Annotated in this window: 20 protein-coding genes; 15 read left to right on the forward strand and 5 right to left on the reverse strand. The window is 62.8% G+C overall.

What is annotated here, in order from left to right; all coding sequences use genetic code 11:
- Window positions 1-12: 12 nt before the first annotated feature.
- The 5 genes from HU715_RS07725 to HU715_RS07745 all read right to left on the reverse strand — a co-directional run bounded on the left by HU715_RS07725 (window position 13) and on the right by HU715_RS07745 (window position 3,999).
- The gene (locus HU715_RS07725; RefSeq protein ID WP_186710457.1) at window positions 13-417 is read right to left on the reverse strand and encodes a carboxymuconolactone decarboxylase family protein; all 405 of its coding nucleotides are present in this window, start codon (window positions 415-417) and stop codon (window positions 13-15) included.
- A gap of 136 nt (window positions 418-553) precedes the next feature.
- On the reverse strand, window positions 554-1,039 hold the full coding sequence (locus tag HU715_RS07730; RefSeq protein ID WP_186710455.1) for a flavin reductase family protein: 486 nt from the start codon (window positions 1,037-1,039) through the stop codon (window positions 554-556).
- Window positions 1,040-1,051: 12 nt separating this feature from the next.
- The gene (locus HU715_RS07735; protein WP_186710453.1) at window positions 1,052-2,533 is read right to left on the reverse strand and encodes an aldehyde dehydrogenase; all 1,482 of its coding nucleotides are present in this window, start codon (window positions 2,531-2,533) and stop codon (window positions 1,052-1,054) included.
- On the reverse strand, window positions 2,530-3,363 hold the full coding sequence (locus HU715_RS07740; protein WP_186710451.1) for an alpha/beta fold hydrolase: 834 nt from the start codon (window positions 3,361-3,363) through the stop codon (window positions 2,530-2,532). The genes HU715_RS07735 and HU715_RS07740 overlap by 4 nt, the downstream gene beginning before the upstream one ends.
- Window positions 3,364-3,408: 45 nt before the next feature.
- The gene (locus HU715_RS07745; RefSeq protein WP_003182108.1) at window positions 3,409-3,999 is read right to left on the reverse strand and encodes an amino acid synthesis family protein; all 591 of its coding nucleotides are present in this window, start codon (window positions 3,997-3,999) and stop codon (window positions 3,409-3,411) included.
- A gap of 202 nt (window positions 4,000-4,201) precedes the next feature.
- On the opposite strand from HU715_RS07745, the gene HU715_RS07750 reads away from it, so the two are divergent.
- The 15 genes from HU715_RS07750 to HU715_RS07820 all read left to right on the forward strand — a co-directional run bounded on the left by HU715_RS07750 (window position 4,202) and on the right by HU715_RS07820 (window position 21,307).
- A complete protein-coding gene (locus HU715_RS07750) occupies window positions 4,202-5,689 on the forward strand; it encodes a single stranded DNA-binding domain-containing protein (RefSeq protein WP_186710449.1) in 1,488 nt (495 codons plus the stop codon).
- Between the two features lie 493 nt (window positions 5,690-6,182).
- Window positions 6,183-7,592, forward strand: coding sequence for a circularly permuted type 2 ATP-grasp protein (locus HU715_RS07755; protein WP_186710447.1), 1,410 nt, complete (start codon window positions 6,183-6,185; stop codon window positions 7,590-7,592).
- A 3-nt stretch (window positions 7,593-7,595) separates the two neighbouring features.
- Window positions 7,596-8,546 (forward strand): alpha-E domain-containing protein, encoded by a 951-nt coding sequence (locus tag HU715_RS07760; RefSeq protein ID WP_003201699.1) that lies wholly within the window; start codon window positions 7,596-7,598, stop codon window positions 8,544-8,546.
- A complete protein-coding gene (locus HU715_RS07765) occupies window positions 8,543-9,340 on the forward strand; it encodes a transglutaminase family protein (RefSeq protein ID WP_186710444.1) in 798 nt (265 codons plus the stop codon). Before HU715_RS07760 ends, HU715_RS07765 begins: the two co-directional genes overlap by 4 nt.
- Window positions 9,341-10,274: 934 nt before the next feature.
- Window positions 10,275-10,877 (forward strand): transposase, encoded by a 603-nt coding sequence (locus HU715_RS07770; RefSeq protein WP_186705756.1) that lies wholly within the window; start codon window positions 10,275-10,277, stop codon window positions 10,875-10,877.
- 68 nt (window positions 10,878-10,945) lie between these two features.
- Entirely contained in the window at window positions 10,946-12,508 is a 1,563-nt protein-coding gene (locus tag HU715_RS07775) for a ShlB/FhaC/HecB family hemolysin secretion/activation protein (protein ID WP_437182511.1), read from the forward strand.
- 17 nt (window positions 12,509-12,525) lie between these two features.
- The gene (locus HU715_RS07780) at window positions 12,526-14,325 is read left to right on the forward strand and encodes a DUF2341 domain-containing protein (RefSeq protein ID WP_186705755.1); all 1,800 of its coding nucleotides are present in this window, start codon (window positions 12,526-12,528) and stop codon (window positions 14,323-14,325) included.
- Between the two features lie 10 nt (window positions 14,326-14,335).
- Window positions 14,336-14,761 (forward strand): ExbD/TolR family protein, encoded by a 426-nt coding sequence (locus HU715_RS07785; protein ID WP_003201710.1) that lies wholly within the window; start codon window positions 14,336-14,338, stop codon window positions 14,759-14,761.
- A gap of 2 nt (window positions 14,762-14,763) precedes the next feature.
- The gene (locus HU715_RS07790; RefSeq protein WP_186705754.1) at window positions 14,764-15,468 is read left to right on the forward strand and encodes a TonB family protein; all 705 of its coding nucleotides are present in this window, start codon (window positions 14,764-14,766) and stop codon (window positions 15,466-15,468) included.
- Window positions 15,469-15,509: 41 nt separating this feature from the next.
- Window positions 15,510-17,201 (forward strand): putative porin, encoded by a 1,692-nt coding sequence (locus HU715_RS07795; RefSeq protein WP_186705753.1) that lies wholly within the window; start codon window positions 15,510-15,512, stop codon window positions 17,199-17,201.
- Between the two features lie 15 nt (window positions 17,202-17,216).
- Window positions 17,217-17,864: a DNA repair protein gene (locus HU715_RS07800; protein ID WP_186705752.1), complete on the forward strand. Its 648-nt coding sequence runs from the start codon at window positions 17,217-17,219 to the stop codon at window positions 17,862-17,864.
- Between the two features lie 22 nt (window positions 17,865-17,886).
- Window positions 17,887-18,366 carry a YbjN domain-containing protein gene (locus tag HU715_RS07805; RefSeq protein WP_186705751.1) on the forward strand — a complete coding sequence of 160 codons (480 nt, stop codon included), beginning with the start codon at window positions 17,887-17,889 and terminating at the stop codon, window positions 18,364-18,366.
- Complete coding sequence (locus HU715_RS07810; RefSeq protein ID WP_186705750.1) at window positions 18,363-19,307, forward strand: peptidylprolyl isomerase; 945 nt, start codon at window positions 18,363-18,365, stop codon at window positions 19,305-19,307. The genes HU715_RS07805 and HU715_RS07810 overlap by 4 nt, the downstream gene beginning before the upstream one ends.
- A 217-nt stretch (window positions 19,308-19,524) precedes the next feature.
- Entirely contained in the window at window positions 19,525-20,505 is a 981-nt protein-coding gene (locus HU715_RS07815) for a LysR family transcriptional regulator (protein WP_186705749.1), read from the forward strand.
- Window positions 20,506-20,809: 304 nt separating this feature from the next.
- Window positions 20,810-21,307, forward strand: coding sequence for a GNAT family N-acetyltransferase (locus tag HU715_RS07820; RefSeq protein ID WP_186705748.1), 498 nt, complete (start codon window positions 20,810-20,812; stop codon window positions 21,305-21,307).
- Window positions 21,308-21,368 lie beyond the last annotated feature (61 nt).

A 21,368-nucleotide genomic window follows, 5' to 3' on the forward strand; every position in this document is an offset into this window, starting at 1 on the left:
TGCACGTTCAGATCAAACAGCCGAGGGTTGACTGGAGGCCTCGGCATCGGCTTCGGCGAAGGCTTCACGGGCAAGCCGGAAACTGTCCACGGCAGCGGGAACGCCGCAATAGATACCGACCTGAAGCAGAATTTCGCGTATTTGCTCACGACTCAAGCCGTTACGCAAGGCGCCACGCACATGCAGCTTGAGTTCGTGTGGGCGATTGAGGGCGGAGATCATCGCCAGGTTGATCATGCTGCGCTCCTTGAGCGATAAACCCTCGCGACCCCAGACATGACCCCAGCAATACTCGGTGACCATTTCCTGCAGCGGCCGGGAGAAATCATCGGCGTTCTCGATGGAACGGTTGACGTAGTCCTGGCCCAGCACCTGGGTGCGGATCTTCAGGCCTTGTTCGTATTTGTCATTGCTCATGCGGGCTCCCTGAAAAAAGTGCTGAACCTGTGGGAGCGAGCCTGCTCGCGATAGCGGTGTGTCAGGCAGATCAATTTCGACTGTCGCACCGCAATCGCGAGCAGGCTCGCTCCCACAAGGGGGATGTGTATGGTCATCAGGCCAGCGCGGGCAGTGGCCCCAGCTTGCCCTTGTGGTAGATCATCGGCGTCACCGGCTGCGCGGGCAGGATCAGGTTCTTCACCGCGCCGACGATGATCGCGTGGTCGCCGCCATCGTATTCGCGCCACAGCTCGCATTCGATGATGGCCGTGGCTTTGCCCAGCAACGGATTGCCCAGCTCGCTCAGGTGCCAATCGATGCCCTTGGCCTTGTCCTTGCCTTTACCGGCAAAGGCGTAGGCTTCGGCGGTCTGGTCGGCGGACAGCAGGTGGATCGCGAACTGCTTGCTGTCGCGCAGCACCGGGTAGGTGTCAGACGCATAGTTGGGGCAGAACAGTACCAGCGCTGGGTCGATCGACAGCGCGCTGAACGCGCTGGCGGTGATGCCGACGATATTGCCCTCAGGGTCCAGGGTGGTGACCACCGTGACGCCGGACGGGAAGGAGCTCATGACTTCTTTGTAGATGCCGGGTTCGATCATTTCTCAGGACTCCTAGCGCATCACGAACGGATCAGGCATGGGCGCCTGGGACAGGTTGATCCACACCGTTTTCAGTTCGGTATAGGCCAGCACCGAATCGATGCCGCTCTCGCGTCCATAGCCGCTGTTCTTGAAACCACCGATGGGCGCCATGGCCGACACCGCGCGATAAGTGTTGACCCAGATGATCCCGGAGCGCACATCCCGGGCAAGGCGATGGGCGCGGCCCAGGTCGCGGGTCCAGATGCCGGCGGCGAGGCCGAACTGCGAGTCGTTGGCGATCGCCAAGGCCTCGGCTTCGTCCTTGAAACGAATCACCGAGGCCACCGGGCCGAAGACTTCTTCCTGCATGATCTTCATCGAGTTGCGGTCGCATTCGAACAGCGTCGGTTCATAGAACCAGCCGTCGCCCAGGTTCGGCGGACGCTTGCCGCCCAAGCGCAGGCGCGCACCTTCGGCAATCGCGTCGGCCACCAGGCCCTCGACTACGGCCAGTTGCTGCGCGGTGGCCATGGGGCCCATTTCACTGGCGTCTTCCTGAGGATTGCCGATGCGGATGCGCTGGGCGCGCTCGACCAGCCGCGAGACGAACTCATCGTAGATCTCGTCCTGCACCAGCAACCGTGAGCCAGAGACGCAGCTTTGACCGGATGCCGCATAAACCCCGGCGATTGCCCCGTTGATTGCACTGTCCAGGTCGGCGTCGGCGAAAATGATATTCGGTGATTTGCCGCCCAGCTCCAGCGAAAGCTTGGCGAAGTTCTCGGCGCTGCTGCGCACCACATGGCGGGCCGTGGCCGCGCCGCCGGTGAAGGCGATCTTGCGCACCAGCGGATGGCGGGTGAGGGCGGCGCCGATGCTCGGGCCGTAGCCGGTGATGACGTTGACTACGCCCGGCGGGATCCCGGCTTCCAGGGCCAGGCGAGCCAGCTCAAGAATGGTTGCCGAGGCGTGCTCGGACGGTTTGATCACAATGGTATTGCCTGCCGCGAGGGCCGGCGCCAGTTTGATTGCGGTGAGGTACAGCGGGCTGTTCCAGGGAATGATCGCCGCCACCACGCCCATGGCTTCGTGCACCGTATAGGCAAACATGTCCGGCTTATCGAGGGGCAGGGTACCGCCTTCGAGCTTGTCGGCCAGGCCAGCGGTGTAGTGGAAGAACTCCGGCAGATAGCCGACCTGGCCGCGGGTTTCGCGAATCAGTTTGCCGTTGTCGCGGCTTTCCAACTGGGCCAATTGTTCTTTGTTTTCGGCGATCAGGTCACCGAGACGACGCAGCAATTTGCCACGGGCGGTGGCGGTCAGCCCGCGCCAGGCCGGGCTGTCGAAAGCGCTTTGTGCTGCCTGGACGGCGCGGTCCACATCGGCTTCGCCGGCGTCAGGCAACTCGGCCCAGGGTTGGGCCAGGGCCGGGTTCAGGCTTTCGAAGGTCTTGCCGGACAAGGCATCGACCCATTCACCGCCGATGCACATCGAAAAACGTGCGAGTGTCATGCAACGATCCCCTTTATTTGGTTTTGTCGGGCGCTTGCCGTGTCGAGGAATTCCAGCAACAACTGGTTGACCAGGCGCGGTGACTCTACCGGCATCATATGCCGCTGTTCGGCGAGCACCGCAACACTGGCGCCGGGAATGCGCTCGGCCAGCTGCCGGGCCATTTCCGGCGTCGAGCCGGGGTCCAGTTCACCGGTGGCGATCAGCGTTGGAACCTGGATATTGCCCAGGTCATCGGCGCGGTACATGTCCTGGGTGGCGAACAGCTCATAGGTGGTCAGGTAACCCTGCGGGTCATTCCCTGCCAGGGTCTGGCGCAGCGCGGCGATCTGCGCCGGGTTGGCGGCCTGGTATTCACGGCTGAACCAGCGCGACAGCGCCGCCTCGGCATTGGCGTCCGGCCCATGCTCGGCGGCCTGGGCGGTGCGGGCGATGACGCCGGCGCGCTGTTCGGCGCTGCGGTTGAACACGCTGTTGAGTACCACCAGGCCTTGCAGGCGCTGCGGGTAATGCAAGGCAAACGCCCGGGCCACCAAGCCACCCATGGAAAAACCGATCACCGTCGCCTGGGGCAGTTGCAAGTGATCGAGCAGCTCCAGCAACTGGTCGGCGTAGCCCAGCAACGCGGTACCGCTGGGGGGGCGCGGGCTGGCGCCATGGCCGAGCATGTCGTAGGCAATCACCTGGTATTGCGTGGCCAGGCCAACGACCTGGCCGCCCCACATTTCTTTGTTCAGGCCCACGCCATGGATCAAGACCACGGGTTGGCCTTGGCCGGTGGCCAGGTAGCTGGTGCCGGCCGGGGTGAGTTCAGCGGTGAGCCGAATCATGGAGCGCTCCTGCATGGCTTTTTTATTGTGGTTGCCCAAGCTGGATCACTGCGCATTCTCGGCGGCCAGTTCTTCCAGGTCGATGTAACGGTTACCGATGCGCGGGTGCAGGCGGCCGCCATCGGCGCAGCCCAGCACCACGACGATTTCGTCGGCGCGCGGGGCGTCTTCAATTTGCATTTCCAGGGTGATGTAGTGCGAGCGCAGGCCTTCGTCGTCCTTGTGCATCATCGGGATCTGGATCGAGGTGCCAGGGCCGCCGCGCTTGTTGGTGAAGCTCAGGTAGCTCTTGGCCTTGACCGCTTCGCGGTAGTGGTTGCCGAAGCGCAGGGTGTGGATCACGGCGGAGGCGTGCTCGATTTCGCCGTCGGCACCGACCACCGCGGCCTTGCCATACGCTTCGATTTTCTCGGCGCCGCCGATGATGCCTACCAGGCGCTCGACCATCAGTGCACCGAGATCGGAGCAGTTGGCGCGGATCTCCGGTTTCAGGTCTTCGACGAAACCGCGGCCCAGCCAAGGATTCTTCATGACGACCGCCAGCCCGACCATGGTCACCGGTTTGTCGGTGGCTTTGCCGCCTTCGATGAATGTCTCTTCGACATAGCTGACGATCTTGCGAATTTCGAAACTCATGGGCTGCTCCGTCATTGGGTGAACAAGTGTGTGCGTATGATGGTATACCATAATACTGAGTGCGCAAATCCCTACAACAGGTTTGTGTTCGGGAGGCGACCGAAGGCAGCTCGCCCGCGACCCCGAAAGAATTGGTCTACGCTTTGTGCGCGGACACTCGAATGTTTTTGGATAGCCCTGCAACGTGTCCTGGGGAGGAAGGATGCCCTTCGAAATCGCCGATGTTTCAATTACCGTCTGGTCATTGTTGAGCCCAACCTACGTGACGCTCAAACCCCACGAAGCCCTCATCAAGCGTTTCCTGGGTAACGACCTGAAGGTTCGCTTTCTGACAACCCAGGCGGCCGTCCAGGCGCTGGCCCAGCCCGATCAAGCCTTTCCCCTCGAGTGGCGGGTGGGGGCTACTCCACCGGCCCAGGCCAATCAAAGCATCAACCAGTGTCTGGAGGCCCTGGCGCTTTATTTACGGGGCCAGGACAAACGCAAATACCACGACATGCTGGACGAGGCGAATACCAAGGGTGACTCGCTGTTCACCGATGCGCGGAACAACACACCGGCGCAATTCGTCGCCCAGAAGTGCACCTATTACTACCAGGGCGCGTACATGTCGGGTGATCAGTTCGCTGTCGGCGCGGCGTTGCGCCATGACCTCACCTCACAGCTGATCCTGTTCTACGCGGCCGCTGACGAGACGGCGGCCAAGCGGTTGGTCAAGTTCTATGGCACTTCCTGTGGGGTAAAGGCCGCTCGGTTGCTGCCGGTGTTGGTCACCGATGCCAAGGCTGCCTGCGAAACCTGTCGCCTGGTGGTCGACGCCAGGATCAATAAAAGTGCACTGCCGCCCTTCACCGATGCGGCACTGGCATTCCTGGCCGGCGTCGCCAAGGGTGCAAAACTGTGCCCGGTGGGTGGCGCCACCACCGATGTGGCTGCGTCAGTGCTCAATGGCGACGGCAAGGGCAGCATCGCCCAGTGGGACAATGTCGATCCCAATGCCAATCGCTACTGGGCGTATCGCCTCGACAAGTTCCTGGGGCTCAAAGGGGTGGTCAAGGGCCAGAGCTACGTCATTGTCTGGACCCGCTTCAGCGGCAAGGACGGGGGTGCCCATCCGGAGCTGGACGACAGTTGGACGGGGTTGGGGCAGGTGTGTCACCAGTTGTTGAAAAAAGGGCGGAACGTCATCGTGGTCGGACGCCCGAGGACCAACCGGGACCTCAACGCGAAGCTGACGACCCACCTGAATAAACTCGACCAGGATGCGGGGGCGGTGTCCCGGGACAATCTTCAGGTCTGGGGTGAGTATTGGAAGCTGGACAACGGCAACCCCAACCAGAAGATCATCGGGCCCAACCGTGCTGCCGAATATGCCATTTTCCTGCGCATGAAAAGTGCCGAATGGAACTGCAAATTGGTGCACCTGGGCATGCGCAGCGGTGCGATGGATGCCGCGGCCTTGCTGGGGATGCGCACTCGATTCATCGAAGACGCCGGCAACCAGCAGATCGCGCGAACGACCAAATGGACCGGGGCGACCAATACCAACCGTCTCTACCAGCGTATCCCGGTGGCCGAATTGCCTACCTGGAGCGCGCGAGGCCATGAGGAAAACCTGGCGGTCAAGCGAGGTTACCTGCCCACTGATCTGGCGATGATCGTCGCCAGCGTCGAGGCTGCGTTTACTTGAGGTGAACGGCCGTGCTGCTTCAAGGTGGGGCGAGGGGTATGAATCCGTGCATTTTCCTGCAACGTTGCAGTGCGCTCAGGTTTTCGTCGTCTGGGGATGAGCGCGGTTAGCCATGGATGAATGAGTAAAAACTTCCCCCCTTGTGGGGCACGGCTGTCCCATTCCACCCGCTCAAGAGCCGTTCAAGCCGCGTTCGAGAGAAAGGGCGCCAGCATTTATGGTCATTGATGTCGCCAGATCGAAAAATAATTTCGCCTTTTAGTGGTTTTGCAATACTTTTTCTATCCAGAGCCTGACGCCGTGACGCTTAGGCACACCCTTTGCTAAGCATTGAAAAGCCGGCCTCCCAGGCCAGGACACACCATCCATGAAGAAACAGAGGGGAATCCCAGGACCGCACTCGATAAAGCAGGGCTCAAAGCAAGGCAAGGCCGAACCGTCGGAATGACGAAGTGATAAGAAATGCCGTGTAGAACGCGGCAGGGAGTTGGCTATGCCCCACGCTTTTTTTAATGAAATGTATGACGCCCAGGGTGACTGCCGCCCGCACTACCAAGCCTTCTCGCGCTGGCTGGCGGACACGCCGCTGGAGCTGTTGGAGCAACGCCGCCGCGAAGCCGACCTGCTGTTCCATCGCGCCGGTATCACTTTCACCCTCTATGGCGACGAGCAGGGCACTGAACGGTTGATTCCGTTCGACATCATCCCGCGCAGCATCAAGGCCAGTGAATGGCAAATGGTCGAGCGTGGCTGCATCCAGCGGGTCCAGGCCCTGAACATGTTCCTGGCCGACATCTACCATGGTCAACACATCCTCAAGGAAGGCATCATTCCGGCCGAGCAAGTGCTCGCCAACGAGGGTTACCAGATCGCGATGCAGGGCCTGGACCTGCATCGGGGCATCTATGCCCATATCGCCGGTGTCGACCTGGTTCGCGACGGTGACGGCAGCTACTACGTGCTGGAAGACAACCTGCGCACCCCCAGCGGCGTGAGCTACATGCTCGAAGACCGCAAGATGATGATGCGCCTGTTCCCCGAACTCTTCGCCGCCCAGCGCGTGGCGCCCATCGATCATTACCCGAACCTGCTGCTCGATACCCTCAAGACCTCGAGCCCACTGGAAAACCCTACCGCCGTGGTGTTGACCCCGGGACGCTTCAACAGCGCCTATTTCGAGCACGCGTTCCTGGCCCGTGAAATGGGCGTGGAGCTGGTGGAGGGGGCCGACCTGTTCGTGCGCGACGACCACGTGTACATGCGCACCACCGCTGGCCCCCGGCAGGTGGATGTGATTTATCGTCGCCTCGACGATGCCTACCTCGACCCACTGTCATTCAACCCCGATTCGATGCTGGGCGTGCCCGGGCTGATCGCCGTGTACCGTGCCGGCAACGTGGTACTGGCGAATGCGGTCGGCACGGGCGTGGCTGATGACAAGTCGATCTACCCCTACGTCGACGAAATGATCCGCTTCTACCTCACCGAAGAGCCGATCCTGAAGAACGTGCCCACCTGGCAATGCCGCAAGCCCCAGGACCTGTCCCATGTACTGGCCAACCTGCCGGACCTGGTGGTTAAGGAAACCCAGGGCTCCGGCGGCTACGGCATGCTGGTCGGGCCGGCCGCCACTGCCGCGGAAATCGAGGATTTCCGCGCGCGTCTCAAGGCCCGTCCCGAAGCCTACATCGCCCAGCCGACCTTGAGCCTGTCCACGTGTCCGACCTTTGTCGAGAGCGGTATTGCGCCGCGCCATATCGACTTGCGTCCGTTCGTGCTGTCGGGCAAGGAAACGCGCCTGGTGCCCGGCGGGCTGACCCGTGTGGCGCTGCGCGAGGGCTCGCTGGTGGTGAACTCGTCCCAGGGCGGCGGCACCAAAGACACTTGGGTAGTGGAGGACTAAGACATGCTTTCAAGAACTGCTTCGGACCTCTATTGGATGTCCCGCTACCTGGAGCGCGCCGAGAACCTGGCGCGCATGCTCGAAGTCAGCTATTCGCTGTCGCTGATGCCCCAGGCCGGGCGCAGCGATGGTCATGCCGAGTTGGCGATGTCGCTGCTGGCGGCCGGCACGCTGGATGACTACAACGCCCGTTATGACGCGCTCAACACCGAGCGCATGCTGCATTTCTTTGCCCTGGATGAAACCAACCCCGGCAGTATCTACAGCTGCCTGCGCGCCGCGCGGACCAATGCCCATGCGGTGCGCGGACGCATCACTGCCGATATGTGGGAGAACATCAACGCCACCTGGCTGGAAATGCGCAACATCGCCAGCAACGGCCTGGGGCGCTACGGCATCAGCCATTTCTGCGAGTGGGTCAAGGAGCGCTCGCACCTGTTCCGGGGCGCGACGTCGGGCACCATCATGCGCAACGATGCCTACTGTTTCATTCGCCTGGGGACCTTTATCGAACGGGCCGACAACACCCTGCGCCTGCTGGATGCTCGCTACGAGATGTTCGGCGAGGAGTCGGAGGAGGTCAGTGACAACTCGGCCCGTGGTTATTACCAGTGGAGTGCCTTGCTGAGGGCGTTGTCTTCGTTCGAGGCGTTCAACGAGATCTATCGCAACGCGCCCAATGCCGAGCAGGTGTCCGAGATGCTGCTGTTGCGGGCCGACGTCCCGCGTTCGCTGCATGCCTGTATCGAGGAACTGGACCATATCCTCGCCAGTTTGCCGGGCAACAACGGCCGGCCAGCGCAACGCCTGGCCGCCGAGCTGAATGCGCGACTGCGTTATTCCGGAATCGACGAGATCCTGGCCTCGGGCCTGCATCAATGGCTGACGGACCTGATCGGACAAATTCGCCACTTGGGCCAGACAGTCCATGAGTCTTACCTGGAGGTCGTATGAAACTGTCCATACGCCACGACACCACCTACAGCTACGCCGATGAAGTCTGCACCAGCATCCAGTTCCTGCGCCTGACGCCTCGGGACACCCAGCGCCAGCGCATCCTGGAGTGGCACTTGGAGCTGCCGCGACTGGTGCGCAGCCAGCTTGATCCTTACGGCAACATCCTTCACGTCATGACCATGGACGAACCCCACGGTGCCTTGGTCTTGACGGCTTATGGCGAGGTGGAAATCCATCAGTCGATAGCGATGGAGCCGGACAGCCAGTCGCCGCTACCGTTCTTGCGCACCAGCCGTCTCACCGAGGCGGACGAGACCCTCAGCGCCTTCGCCGTCGAGCAATGCGCAGGGCGACGGGATCGTTCGGCCTTGACCGATCTGATGAACGGCCTGGCCGCGCGGATGCCCTACAGCCCCGGCACGACGGCGGTCAACAGCACCGCCGCCGAGGCGTTTGCCGGTGGAACGGGGGTTTGCCAGGACCACACCCACGCCTTCCTGGCCTGCGCCCGCAGCCTGGGCGTTCCCGCGCGTTATGTATCCGGCTACTTGTGCACCGAGGATGAAAGCCACCTGGCGAGCCACGCCTGGGCGGAAGCCTGGCTCGACGACGGCTGGTACAGCTTCGACGTGACCAACCGCCTGACCCTTCCAGACCGCCACCTGAAACTGGCGGTCGGCCTGGACTACCTCGACGCCTGCCCGGTCCGCGGCATGCGCCGGGGTGGCGGGGCGGAACAGATGCAGGCGCGGGTGCAGGTGAGCTCGATGGTGCAGGTGCAACACCAATAAAGGCACGCCGAAGCTGAAGCCTCATCGCGAGCAAGCTCGCTCCCACACTGGAGTGGGTGGTGAACACAAACCTTGTGACCACCCGAGAACCCGGTGGGAGGGCCATAGGGTTTTGTAGCCTCAACCAAACTGCCTTTGTGGCGAGGGAGCTTGCTCCCGCTGGGCTGCGCAGCAGCCCCAAAACCAAGCACCGCGTGGCGCCAGGCTGATCGCATGCAGCTTATTGGGGCCGCTTCGCAGCCCAGCGGGAGCAAGCTCCCTCGCCACGGGGTTGAGTGCTCGGCATCAGGTCTGGAAACACCCAAGTCCCCTGTGGGAGCCGAGCTTGCTCGCGATGACGGTTGCCCAGCCGACATCACCGCCAACTGACCCATCGCTATCGCGAGCAAGCTCGCTCCCACACTGAAATTGGCGGTGGACAAAAACCTTGTGGCCACTCGAGAACCCAGTGGGAGGGCCATAGGGTTTTGTCCTCAACCTAACCGCCTTTGTGGCGAGGGAGCTTGCTCCCGCTGGGCTGCGCAGCAGCCCCAAAACCAAGCACCGCGTGGCATCAGGCAGATCGCATGCAGCTTATTGGGGCCGCTTCGCGCCCCAGCGGGAGCAAGCTCCCTCGCCACGGGGTTGAGTGCTCGGCATCAGGTCTGGAAACACCCGAGAACCCCTGTGGGAGCCGAGCTTGCTCGCGATGACGGTTGCCCAGCCGACATCACCGCCAACTGACCCACCGCCATCGCGAGCAGGCTCGCTCCCACAAAAAATCCGCCAGTTGCCCCAAGTCTGGGCATCTACGTGGTCTCTCCAAAATGAAGCTTTCATGACAAAAGTTCGGTAGCACATCGCCATTCCCGTCATGCCTGTGTGACGTGTTCGAGGGGACCTTTCAGGTCGTTTGGAGCCGGGGCGCGAAGCCGGGAGTGAGGCGATGGGGACTATGGAACGTTATTCGAAAGTGGGCATGCAGGAGCTTGACCAGCGGCTGTCGAAGATCGTCGAGGCGGCGCGCAAGCAGCCGGTCTCGGTGTATCGCTACGGCGCGCCGTGGGTCTGGATCGTTTCCCAGGATGACTGGCAGGGCGCGCTCAAGGAAGTGTCCAGCTACATTCCGCAAGGCCATTCACTGGTCTTGCTGCGTCCGCAGATCGACGACCTGCTGGACGACCATCGCGATGTGCTGCAAGGCCTCAATGCCCGCGCCCAGATGCTGATCGCACCGCAAACCGCCATGCACATCCTCCTGCTGCAACTGCTCTATTCGGTGCCCAGCGAGCAGCAACTCTACGAACAACTCAATTACAACCTGCTGTTCCGCTGGTTCGTCGGCCTGGACCTGAACCAGAAGGTCTGGAGCTTCAACATCCTGAGCAAGGACCTCGCCACGCTGCTGGGCGATGCGCAGGCGGTGCGGCTCATCCAGAAAGTCATCGGTGAAGTGTTCTGTGGCGCCTTGCTGCAAATGCCGGAGTTCTCCTTGAACTTCGCGCTGCTGCACACCTGGCTGGCCCGGCACGCCACGACATCGACCGCAAGCAATTGAGCCGTACTTTGAATTCAGGGGGTGGTGTGGAGCATTTCTTCAAATCGCGGCCAGCGCTGTGGGGCTGGCTGCTGTTGGCGGTCGGGGGGCCGTCGGCAATCGCCGCCGAAGGAGGGCAGGAGGCCGAAGCGGCGCCGGCGCGCCTGGTGGACGTGAACGAGTATTTCGTGCGCGGCAACACGGTGCTCGATGCCCGGGCCATCGAGGAAGCGGTGTACCCGTTCCTCGGTCCGCAAAAGGCCTTGAGCGACATCGAGAGCGCCCGGGAAGCCCTGCAGAAAGCCTATCAGGCACGTGGTTATCAATCGGTCTTCGTCGAGTTGCCGGAGCAGCAAGTCGAAGACGGCATCGTCTACCTGCAAGTCAGCGAGACCAAGGTCGGCCGTGTGCGAGTCGTCGGTGCCAAGCACTATTCTCCCGTGGAAATCCGCGAGGACGTGCCGGCACTCAAGGAAGGCGAGGTGCCGGATTTTGCCCAGGTTCAGATCGAACTGGCGCAGTTGAACAAAACCCCGGGACGCCAGGTCATGCCGCTGGTGCGCGAAGGCCAGCGCCCCGGCACCATGGACGTGGATTTGCAGGTCGAAGACCAGAACCCCTGGCAAGCCAGCCTGGGCCTGAACAACGACTACAGCGCCGACACCGAAAAGCTGCGCACTGTCGCGAGCCTGGGCTACAACAACCTCTGGCAACTGGGCCACAGCGTTTCCCTGACGTTCTTCACCGCGCCCCAGGACACCGAAAACGCCAAGGTCTGGTCGGGTTCCTACACCGCGCCGCTGAGCGAACGCTGGAGTGTGCAATTCTCCGGTTACCAATCCGACAGCAACGTGGCCACCGTCGGCGGCAGCAACGTATTGGGCAAAGGCCATTCCTATGGGGTGTCGGCGATCTACAGCCTGCCATCCACGGGGGCATGGGCCAACAGTTTTTCAGTCGGGGTGGATTTCAAGGACTTCGAGGAGGAACTCAACCTCGGCGGCGCCAGCGACAAGGCGCCGCTCAAGTACGCGCCGTTCACCTTCGCCTACAACGGCTTTCGCTACACCGAACACAGCCAGTTGGGCCTCGGCCTGAGCCTGGTGGCGGGTACCCGCAGCCTGCTGGGCTATGGCAGTTCCGACGAAGAGTTCGACTACAAGCGCTATCGCGCCAGCCCCAGCTTCGCCGTGCTCAAGGGTGACGGCAATTACACCTTTACCTTCGGCAACGACTGGCAGACCGCCTCCAAGGCCGCCTTCCAACTGGCCTCCGGGCCGTTGGTTTCCAACGAACAATTTTCCGCCGGTGGCGCCACCTCGGTGCGCGGCTACCTGGCCGCCGAGCGCACCGGTGATGACGGCTACCTGCTGTCCCAGGAGCTACGCACCCCGTCCCTGGCCAAGTTTCTCGGCAGCTATGTCCAGGAGTGGCGCTTCTATGCCTTCGCCGAAGGCGCGCAGTTGTACCTGCGCGACGAACTGCCCGACCAGGAAGCCGACTACAGCCTCGCCAGCGTCGGCCTCGGCACTCGCGCGAGCCTGAGCAAATGGCTGTCCGGCAGCCTCGACTGGGGCTATCCGCTGCTCGACGGGCCGAACACCTCGAAACAGGAATCGCGCCTGCACTTCAACCTGCAAGCGACGTTTTGAACCCAGGAGTCATGTCCATGCAACGCTTATTGTTATCCCTGTTGATCTGCCTGGGGCTGGTGCTTCCGGCGACCGCCAATGCCTGGTGGCAGGACGATTGGCACTATCGCAAACAGATTTCCGTGGACACCACGCCCCAGGGCGCCGCCATCGCCCAGGCCTTGGGCCGCACGGCGTTGCTGGTGCGCCTGCACACCGGCAACTTCACCTTCGACGGCGTCAAGGACGACGGTTCGGACCTGCGTTTCGTCAGCGCCGATGACAAGACCGTGCTCAATCACCAGATCGAAAGCTTCGACCCGCTGATGGGCATGGCACTGATCTGGGTCGACGTGCCGAATGTGGAGGGTGGCCAACGCCAGGACCTGTGGATGTACTACGGCAACCAGAAGGCGCCGGCCACGGGCAGCGGCCAGTTGACTTTCGACCCGGACTACACCGCGCTGTACCACTTCGACGGCGCCACTGGCGTACCGCCCCGGGATACCACGGCCTACGGCAACAACGCCCAGGGTGCGGCTGGCGTCAGCATCGACGGGGTGATCGGGCGTGCCTTGCAGTTCAACGGCCAGCCGTTGCTGTTGCCCGCCAGCCCATCGTTGCAACACAGCGCCGGTGCGGCATTCACCTTCAGCACCTGGCTGCGCCAGGACCAGGCCAGTGGTGAGCAGATCATCCTGGCCCGTCGCGAAGCCGCCACCAGTCTATTGGTGGGTGTCAACCAGGGCGTGCCGTTCGTAGCGATCAACGACCAGCGTGCGGTCTCGACCCAACCACTGAACCCCGGCCAGTGGCAGCACCTGGCGTTGACCGCCTCGGGCGACCGCGTCGTGCTGTACGTCAATGGGCGCGAAACCGCGAGCCTCGCCGTGGCGATGCCGGCATTGAATTCGCCGATGGCCTTGGGCGCTGACGTTTCCGCCGGCACCTTCGCGCCTTTCAGCGGTGCCATGGACGAAGCGCGGCTGTCCAAGGTCGCCCGCCCGGCACCGCTGCTGTTGGCCGACGCCAATGCCCAGGGCGCCGAGTCGAAACTGGTGGCCTACGGCGTCGATGAGGAACAGTCCGGCTTCGGTTTCGGCAGCCTGGGTTTCCTGCTCAACGCCGTGCCGCTGGATGCGTGGGTGATCATCGGCGTGCTGGTGCTGATGATGTTCCAGTCGTGGATCATCATGATCCGCAAGAATCGCATGGTCAGCCGCCTCAGCGCCGCCAACGAAGCCTTCCGCGAGCAGTTCGCCCGGATCGGCACACGCCTGGAGATGTTTGCCGACGACCAGGACCTTGCCCAGCGCCTGCAACACTCTTCGCTGTGGCGCTTGTACCTGGTGGCGGTCAAGGAAATCCGCACCCGCCGCGAGCAGGGCGCTGACACCTCGTCAGTGTCGGCGGCCACCATCGAAGCGATCCGCTGCTCCATGGACGGCGTGCGCACCCGGGAGAACCAGGCGCTGAGTTCGAAACTCTCGACCCTGTCCAACGCCATCGCCGGCGGTCCGTACATTGGCCTGCTCGGCACTGTGCTGGGGATCATGGTGGTGTTCCTCGGCACGGCGATGGCCGGTGACGTGAACATCAACGCCATCGCCCCGGGCATGGCTGCGGCCTTGCTCGCCACCGCCATGGGCCTGTTCGTCGCGATCCCGGCGCTGTTTGGCTACAACCGCCTGATCACCCGCAACAAGGAAGTCAGCGCCGACATGCGGGTCTTCGTCGACGAGTTCATCACCCGCCTGGCGGAGATGCACGGCGAAGGGCAGTCCGGTGAAGCGGCGCATCGCCGCGGCCATCACGTCCAATCGTCCGTACCGGCCTGAGGGAATCGCCATGGCTAGCGTAAACGCTTCACACGATGACGACGATGATGCGGCCGTCGACAGCATCAACATCACACCGCTGGTGGATGTGCTCATGGTGGTGCTGGTGATGTTCATCCTTACGGCCACGGCCCAGGTGTCGGGTATCCAGATCAACCTGCCCAAGGCCAGCGCCTCGGTGTCGTTGTCCGAAGCCAAGACCAAGGCGATTTCGGTGAACGATGGCGGCCAGGTGTTCCTCGATGCCTATCCGGTGACCCTGGCCGAGCTGGAAGAGCGCCTGCGCATCGAAAAGGCCCAGAGCCCGGACTTCCCGGTAATCGTGCGCGGCGACGCGACGGTGCAGTACCAGAAAGTTATTGAAGTGCTGGACCTGTTGCGACGCCTGGAACTGTCCCAGGTCGGTCTCGTGACCGGCAAACCGAGCCAGGGCTGATCATGACCGCCAGACTTCCCATCGATCCGCCCCCGGTGAAGACCGCGCCGTTGCGCCTGCTCAAGTGGACCGCTGGCCTGCTGTTGGGCGCTGTGGCGGCCTGGCTGCTGTGGCAGTGGGCCAACGACATGAGTGGCGTGCGCCGCGAAGCGCCGAAGGTGCCGACCATTATTCCGTTGCCCCCGCCGCCCCCGCCGCCGCCGGAAAAACCCAAGGAACCGGAGCCCCAGGTCGAGGAGAAGGTGGTCGAGCCCGAACCGACCCCGGAACCCGAAGAGGTCAAGCCGGAGGAGGCGCCGCCTTCACCGGCGGATGACTTGGCCAACCCGATGCAAATGGACGGGGACGCCCAGGCCGGCAACGACGCTTTCAACATTGGCGCGGGTAAGGGAGGGGGCATGTCTGGTACCGGCGGTGGCGGCGGGCTGGGGAATGCCACTTACGGCCAGATGATGGCGGTTGCCTTTCAGCGCCTGCTGCGCGATGACCCAGAGCTTCGCAAGCTGGAGTTCACATTGCAGGCCGATGTCTGGGTCAGTGCCTCGGGTGAAATCACTCGAGTGGAACTGGCGAAGTCCAGCGGAAACCCACAGACCGACGAGAAAGTCATCGCTTCGCTGCGTGCTTCGCGGCACTTGAATGAACGGCCACCGGCCTCCCTGAAAATACCTGTACGCATGACATTTAAAGGAAAGCGTCCGGGCTAATCGAATATCCAGAAAAGTTCGCCAACAGGAGTTGTGTGCAGATGATTTCCAATGTGAATCGATTGTCGTGGGCGATCGGCCTGGTGGTCTTGAGCCTGGGCGGACACGCGGCCGCCGCCCCGGCGCCGTCGGAAAACGCCACGATCAATCTGATCCGCCTGCTGGTGCAGCAGGGCGTGCTGAAGCAGGACCAGGCCGATGGCTTGATCGCCCAGGCCGAACGGGAAGCCGTGCAGGCCCGCCAGGCGGCTACGGCAGTAGCCGCTGCGCCGGCCGGTGCGCCGGGGGATGTGCGGGTGCAATACGTGCCGAACATCGTCCGTGAGCAGATCCGCGACCAGGTCAAGGCTGAAGTCATGGCCACCGCCAAGCAGGAAAACTGGGCTCAGCCCAACACCTTCCCGGATTGGGTCTCGCGCATCAGTTTCGATGGCGACATTCGCCTGCGGGATGAGTCGCGCTATTACTCGGGCACCAACAGCAACGAGATCGTCGACTTCGCCCGACTCAATGACAGAGGGCCTTACGACGTCAATCCCAACAGCAGCTCCAGCCTGCCGCCGTTGCTCAACACCCGCGAAGACCGGGAAAACCTGTTCCGCCTGCGCGCCCGCCTGGGCATGAAGGCGGTGATTGCCCCGCAATGGACGGCGGGCATCCGCATCGGCACCGGCTCGGACAACAACCCGGTGTCCACCACCCAGACCCTGGGCGGCGGCTTTGGCAAAAAAGACATCTGGCTCGACCAGGGCTACCTGAACTGGAAACCGTCGGACGAATTGACCCTGACCGGCGGGCGTTTCGCCAACCCGTTTTTCTCCACCGACCTGCTGTATTCCGGTGACCTGAACTTCGATGGCGTGGCGGCGAATTTCAACCACAAGCTCAATCAGGATTGGGGTGTGTTCGGTACTGTCGGCGCGTTCCCGGTGGAGTACACCAACGACACCAGCACCAGCAATGGCAGCGACAAGGAAGAGAGCGACAACAAGTGGCTGTACGGTGCGCAACTGGGGGCCAACTGGGCCATCAACGACAGCAACCGGATCAAGGGGGCCATGGCCTATTACCGCTTCGACGACATCGAAGGCCAGCGTTCCTCGCCGTGCGAGCCCTGGGCCGGTGATCCAGGCTGCGACAGCGACGGTTCGCGGGTGGCGTTCATGCAGAAGGGCAACACCGTGTTCCTGCTACGCGACATCACGCCCAATCCGCTCAACCCGTCTGCCACGCCGCAGCCGCAATACGTCGGCCTTGCCTCGGAGTTCAACCTGCTGGACCTGAACGTCGCCTGGGACACCGATTTGCCTGAAGACCTCAAGCTGCGCAGCCAGGCCCACTACGTCCACAACCTCGGCTACGACGAAGGCGAGATGCGCAAGCGCTCGGAAGGGCAGTTCGCCAACAACCTGGACGAAAACGGCGAGGTGGAAAGCGGCGCCAACGCCTGGATGCTCCAGTTCACCCTTGGCAACTCCCTGGAACTCAAGCGCGAGGGCGACTGGAACCTGTTCGCCGGCTACAAGTACATCCAGCCGGACGCCTTGCCGGACGGCTTCAACGATTCGTCATTCCATCTGGGGGGCACCAATGCCAAGGGGTATTTCCTGGGCGGCAACTATGGCCTGGCAAGCAACGTCTTTGCCACCGGCCGCTGGTTGAGTTCCGAAGCGGTGTACGGCGCGCCGTACGACATCGATGTCTTGCAGCTTGAAATCAACACGCGCTTCTAAGCGCTGGGAGGCCTCATGAAAAGGCGAGCCAATTATCAATGCCCGGCCGCGTTGCTGATGCTGGGCCTATTGCTCAGCGGCATGGCTCACGGCGAAGGCCTGGAAGAGCGCTTGCGAGCACAATTGCGCAGCACTACCGCGCAGTTGCAAGCCCTGCAGAGCGAGCAGGCCCAGGCCAGCGCTGCCCGCCAGGCTGCAGAGAACCAGGCCAAGGACGCCCAGGCGCAGATCAAGCAATTGACCGCGCAACTGAGCAAGGCCCAGGCCCTCACCGAACAACTGGCCGGGCACCAGCAAAGCCTGCAAAGCCAGGCCCAGGCCCAGGTGGCGGCCAGCAACGAGCAAGTCGGCAAGTTCAAGAAAGCCTATGAAGAACTGCTGGCCCTGGCCCGTGGCAAAGAGGCCGAGCGCGCCCGCCTGGAGGGGCAATTGATCGAGCGTGACACACAAGTGCAGCAATGTTCGGTCAAGAATCAGCAGATGTACGAAGTCGCCAAGACGCTGCTGCATGCCTACGAAACCATCGATGTGACCGACATCGTGAAGATCCGCCAGCCGTTCGCGGCCAAGGCCCGGGTGCGTTTCGAAGAGCTGGCCCAAGGGTTTGGCGATGATCTCTACAAGAACCGTTTCGATGCGCCCCAGGCCTCGATCACTCACTGAACAGCACAAGGAAGAACCGAACATGACCGCAATGATTCAATACGTCGGCGCAAAATCCCTCACCGAGTTGTTGCAGGCCGCCGGTTATCGGGTCAACGAAACCGAGCAGAACGGCATTGTGCAGTTGCTCAGCGCCAGTCAGGGCATCGGCTTTGCCGTGCGATTCGGCAATCCGGCAGCGACGGCGGGCGAATACCTGGACTTCACCTTCAGCTGTGCCTTGCGGGTGCAGGGCGAATTGCCGGCCGGTCTGGCTGAACGGTGGAACGCGTCGCGGCGCTTTGCCCGGTTGTCGCTGCAGGGCGAATTCCTGGTGATGGAAATGGACGTGGTCGTCGCGGCGGGCGTGAGTGCCGATCATCTGCGCAGCCACTTGGAACTGTGGGACCGCCTGTTGCAGGAGTTCATTGTCTTCCTGCGTGAATACAGCCAGAACGCGGCGGGGGTGCAAACCCCGGCCGAGCCCGTCGAGGCGCCGTTGGAGGAGGCCGTCGCATCGTGAAAAAGCCGACCGTCGTCATCAGCGCCGCGGCGCTGGGCCTGATCGCCGTGGCGCTGGTGCTGGGCCTGCGGCCGGGAAGCGATCCGGTCGCCGCGGTGCAGACCGCCAGTGTTGCTTCGGCCGACACGCCGAGTCTGGCCCGCTTGGGCAACCAGCAGGTCAGCCCCGACGAACTCAAGGCTTTGCTGGCTGCGCTGGCTCCCGAGGTTCGCCAGCAAATGCGTGGCAATCGGGCTGCGCTGGAAGGCTGGATCCGTGCGCGCCTGGCGGAAAAAGCCGTGTTGGAACAGGCCGATGCCCAGGGCTGGCGCCAGCGCCCCGAGGTGGAGCGCCAGACCCGAGCGGCGGCTGAGCAGATCGTGTTTCGGGATTACTTGCAGTCGGTTAGCCAGGTGCCGGCCGGTTACCCCAGTGAAGATGAGTTGAAGCAGGCCTACGGTGCAGGGAAAGCCAACTGGACGGCGCCGGCGCTGTACCGCGTCAGCCAGATTTTCCTGGCGGCCACCGAACCGCAGACCGTGGAGGCGGTGCGTCGGCAAGCGCTGGAGCTGAGCAAGAAGGCCCAGGCGTCGCCGGCCGAGTTCGGCGCCCTGGCCAGTCGTTTTTCCCAAGACCGCACCAGTGCCGAACGGGGCGGGGACAGTGGTTATCAGCCGTTGCAGCAACTGGTTCCCCCTGTGCGTGAAGCCGTGGCGCGCTTGAAAGTCGGCGCGGTGTCGGACCCGGTGCAGAGCCCGGCGGGCTTCCATGTCATCAAGCTCACCGAACAGCAACCGGCCCGGGAGGCGACCCTGGACGAAGTCCGCGAACGCCTGACCCAGGCCCTGCGCGCCGAACGCCAGGAGCAGATCGCCAAGGCATACCTGGATGGCATGCTCGACACGGCGACGTTGAGCATCGATGGCGCGCAGTTGAGCAAGGTGTTGGAGGAGGGGCTCTAGTGAGGTCCATACCTAACTCGTGGCGAGGGAGCTTGCTCCCGCTGGGCTGCGTAGCAGCCCCACCGAAATGACCGCGATCTTTCAACAAGAATCGGGGACAGGTTTTTGGGGCTGCTGCGCAACCCAGCGGGAGCAAGCTCCCTCGCCACAGGGGAGCTTGCCTGGCTGAAGACCCCGCGTAGCCTCAAGTATTCGTACCACCGACAGGGAGTCACCCATGACCTTCATCGAGCCCGCAGGACGCCAGGCTGTCAGCGCATACCGCACACCGTTGCGCGCCCCCGACCCTTGGCTGGCCATGGCCGGCGCTATCGAGCCGCAGGTGGCGCAGTGTTTCCTGGTCAGTGCCCGCTGCGGCTGCTTCATGCAAGCGGCCCGCAGCCTCAACGTCAAGGCGACCTGGCTGCGCAAGCAATTGGCGCAGTTGGAGGGGCGGCTGCAACGATCATTGTTCAGCTTCCAGGGCAGCGCCTTGACCCTCAGTCGGGAAGGCCGGCAGTTGCAGGCCAGATTGATCAGCCTGGCCCATGAAAACTCGCCGCCCCCGAACGATCAGCCCTTGATTCGCCTGGCCGTGGCCGAGTCGATTCTGCATGACATCCTCGGGCGTGACCTGATTTCGTTGTTGCGGCGCAACGCCAGCGTGCGATTGCAGATCATCACCCTGGACAGTGAACTGGCGCTGCAAGCCGTCAGCGCCGACCTGGTGCTGTGGTTGAGTGATGCCCAGGCGTCGGCGCCGGGGCCGAGCTTCGCCACATTGCCCGCGGATCGACTGGCGCGGTTGGATTATCTGCCGCACATCGCCAAACGCTATTCACGACCGGCCACGCGCCCGGACTGCCTGGACGACCTGAATGACTACATGCTGGTGCAATGGCAGGCGGATCGGCACGTGGATGGTTTCGCACCGTGGAACGCCCTGATAGAACAGCGCCGGGCCGGTGTGGTGCAGGTGCAATCTTACGAACTGATGCTGGAAATGATTCGCTGCAGCGCCTGCATCGGCCTTTTGCCACAGTACATGAGCCGCTTCGACCGAGGCCTGGTGGCGTTGCCGGACGTGTTCGGCCTGCCCATGCAGCGGCATTTGTGGATGGCCGTCAATGCCCAGGCCGAAGGCTCGCCAGAGGTGCAGATGCTGCGTGAGCTGATCCAACACACACTGGATGAGCGCCGGGATTGGTTCCAGGCCTGACTGGCTCACGCTAACCCTGTGGGAGCGAGCCTGCTCGCGATGAGGTCAACATATCCAACAGCTCCGTAGCTGACCCACCGCTTTCGCGAGCAAGCCCGCTCCCACACTGGATTTTCGGCAGCCACAAATTCATGTGCACCCCAGTCCCTTGTGGGAGCGGGCTTGCTCGCGAAGAGGCCGGCACATTCAACACTTCATTGACTGATACTCCGCCTTCGCGAGCAAGCTCGCTCCCACAGGTTCCCCCTATAACCTGGCGCGGTTTATAGTGACCGGCCTTGTCGCGCCTCCAGGAAGGAGCCCCATGTCTGATTCTTCGATCACCCTCGAACGCTTCACTGAAGTTCATATCCCCGGCGTCACCGCGCTCTACAACGACCCGGCGGTGACACGCCAGGTGCTGCAAATGCCGTTCCAGTCCGCCGAAGTCTGGCGCAAGCGCCTGGCGACGGATGACGAGCGCCTGTTGAAACTGGTGGCCCTGCACGAAGGTGAAGTCATCGGCAACCTGGGGCTGGAGCAGTTCACACGGGTGCGTCGGGCTCACTGCGGCAGCCTCGGCATGGGCGTGGCCGTCGCCTGGCAGGGCAAGGGCGTGGGTTCGATGTTGCTGGCCGCCGCGCTGGATGTCGCGGACAACTGGATGAACCTGCGGCGGGTCGAACTGACGGTGTACGCCGACAACGAAGCGGCCATCGGGCTGTATCGCAAGTTCGGCTTCGAAACCGAAGGCCTGTTGCGCGACTATGCCGTGCGTGACGGTCGTTGGGTGGACACACTGGCCATGGCACGGTTGCGCTGAAAACCGCACCGGAACAGGCAAAAAACCGCCCATTGGCTATACCTGTAGTTCCGGCCCCGCC

Source organism: Pseudomonas zanjanensis (assembly GCF_014268745.2).
GTDB classification, from domain to species: domain Bacteria; phylum Pseudomonadota; class Gammaproteobacteria; order Pseudomonadales; family Pseudomonadaceae; genus Aquipseudomonas; species Aquipseudomonas zanjanensis.

Coding starts and splice junctions, on each gene's coding strand:
- HU715_RS07725 (WP_186710457.1), bottom strand. CDS start 417: ATGAGCAATGACAAATACGAACAAGGCCTGAAGATCCGCACCCAGGTG.
- HU715_RS07730 (WP_186710455.1), bottom strand. CDS start 1,039: ATGATCGAACCCGGCATCTACAAAGAAGTCATGAGCTCCTTCCCGTCC.
- HU715_RS07735 (WP_186710453.1), bottom strand. CDS start 2,533: ATGACACTCGCACGTTTTTCGATGTGCATCGGCGGTGAATGGGTCGAT.
- HU715_RS07740 (WP_186710451.1), bottom strand. CDS start 3,363: ATGATTCGGCTCACCGCTGAACTCACCCCGGCCGGCACCAGCTACCTG.
- HU715_RS07745 (WP_003182108.1), bottom strand. CDS start 3,999: ATGAGTTTCGAAATTCGCAAGATCGTCAGCTATGTCGAAGAGACATTC.
- HU715_RS07750 (WP_186710449.1), top strand. CDS start 4,202: ATGCCCTTCGAAATCGCCGATGTTTCAATTACCGTCTGGTCATTGTTG.
- HU715_RS07755 (WP_186710447.1), top strand. CDS start 6,183: ATGCCCCACGCTTTTTTTAATGAAATGTATGACGCCCAGGGTGACTGC.
- HU715_RS07760 (WP_003201699.1), top strand. CDS start 7,596: ATGCTTTCAAGAACTGCTTCGGACCTCTATTGGATGTCCCGCTACCTG.
- HU715_RS07765 (WP_186710444.1), top strand. CDS start 8,543: ATGAAACTGTCCATACGCCACGACACCACCTACAGCTACGCCGATGAA.
- HU715_RS07770 (WP_186705756.1), top strand. CDS start 10,275: ATGGAACGTTATTCGAAAGTGGGCATGCAGGAGCTTGACCAGCGGCTG.
- HU715_RS07780 (WP_186705755.1), top strand. CDS start 12,526: ATGCAACGCTTATTGTTATCCCTGTTGATCTGCCTGGGGCTGGTGCTT.
- HU715_RS07785 (WP_003201710.1), top strand. CDS start 14,336: ATGGCTAGCGTAAACGCTTCACACGATGACGACGATGATGCGGCCGTC.
- HU715_RS07790 (WP_186705754.1), top strand. CDS start 14,764: ATGACCGCCAGACTTCCCATCGATCCGCCCCCGGTGAAGACCGCGCCG.
- HU715_RS07795 (WP_186705753.1), top strand. CDS start 15,510: ATGATTTCCAATGTGAATCGATTGTCGTGGGCGATCGGCCTGGTGGTC.
- HU715_RS07800 (WP_186705752.1), top strand. CDS start 17,217: ATGAAAAGGCGAGCCAATTATCAATGCCCGGCCGCGTTGCTGATGCTG.
- HU715_RS07805 (WP_186705751.1), top strand. CDS start 17,887: ATGACCGCAATGATTCAATACGTCGGCGCAAAATCCCTCACCGAGTTG.
- HU715_RS07815 (WP_186705749.1), top strand. CDS start 19,525: ATGACCTTCATCGAGCCCGCAGGACGCCAGGCTGTCAGCGCATACCGC.
- HU715_RS07820 (WP_186705748.1), top strand. CDS start 20,810: ATGTCTGATTCTTCGATCACCCTCGAACGCTTCACTGAAGTTCATATC.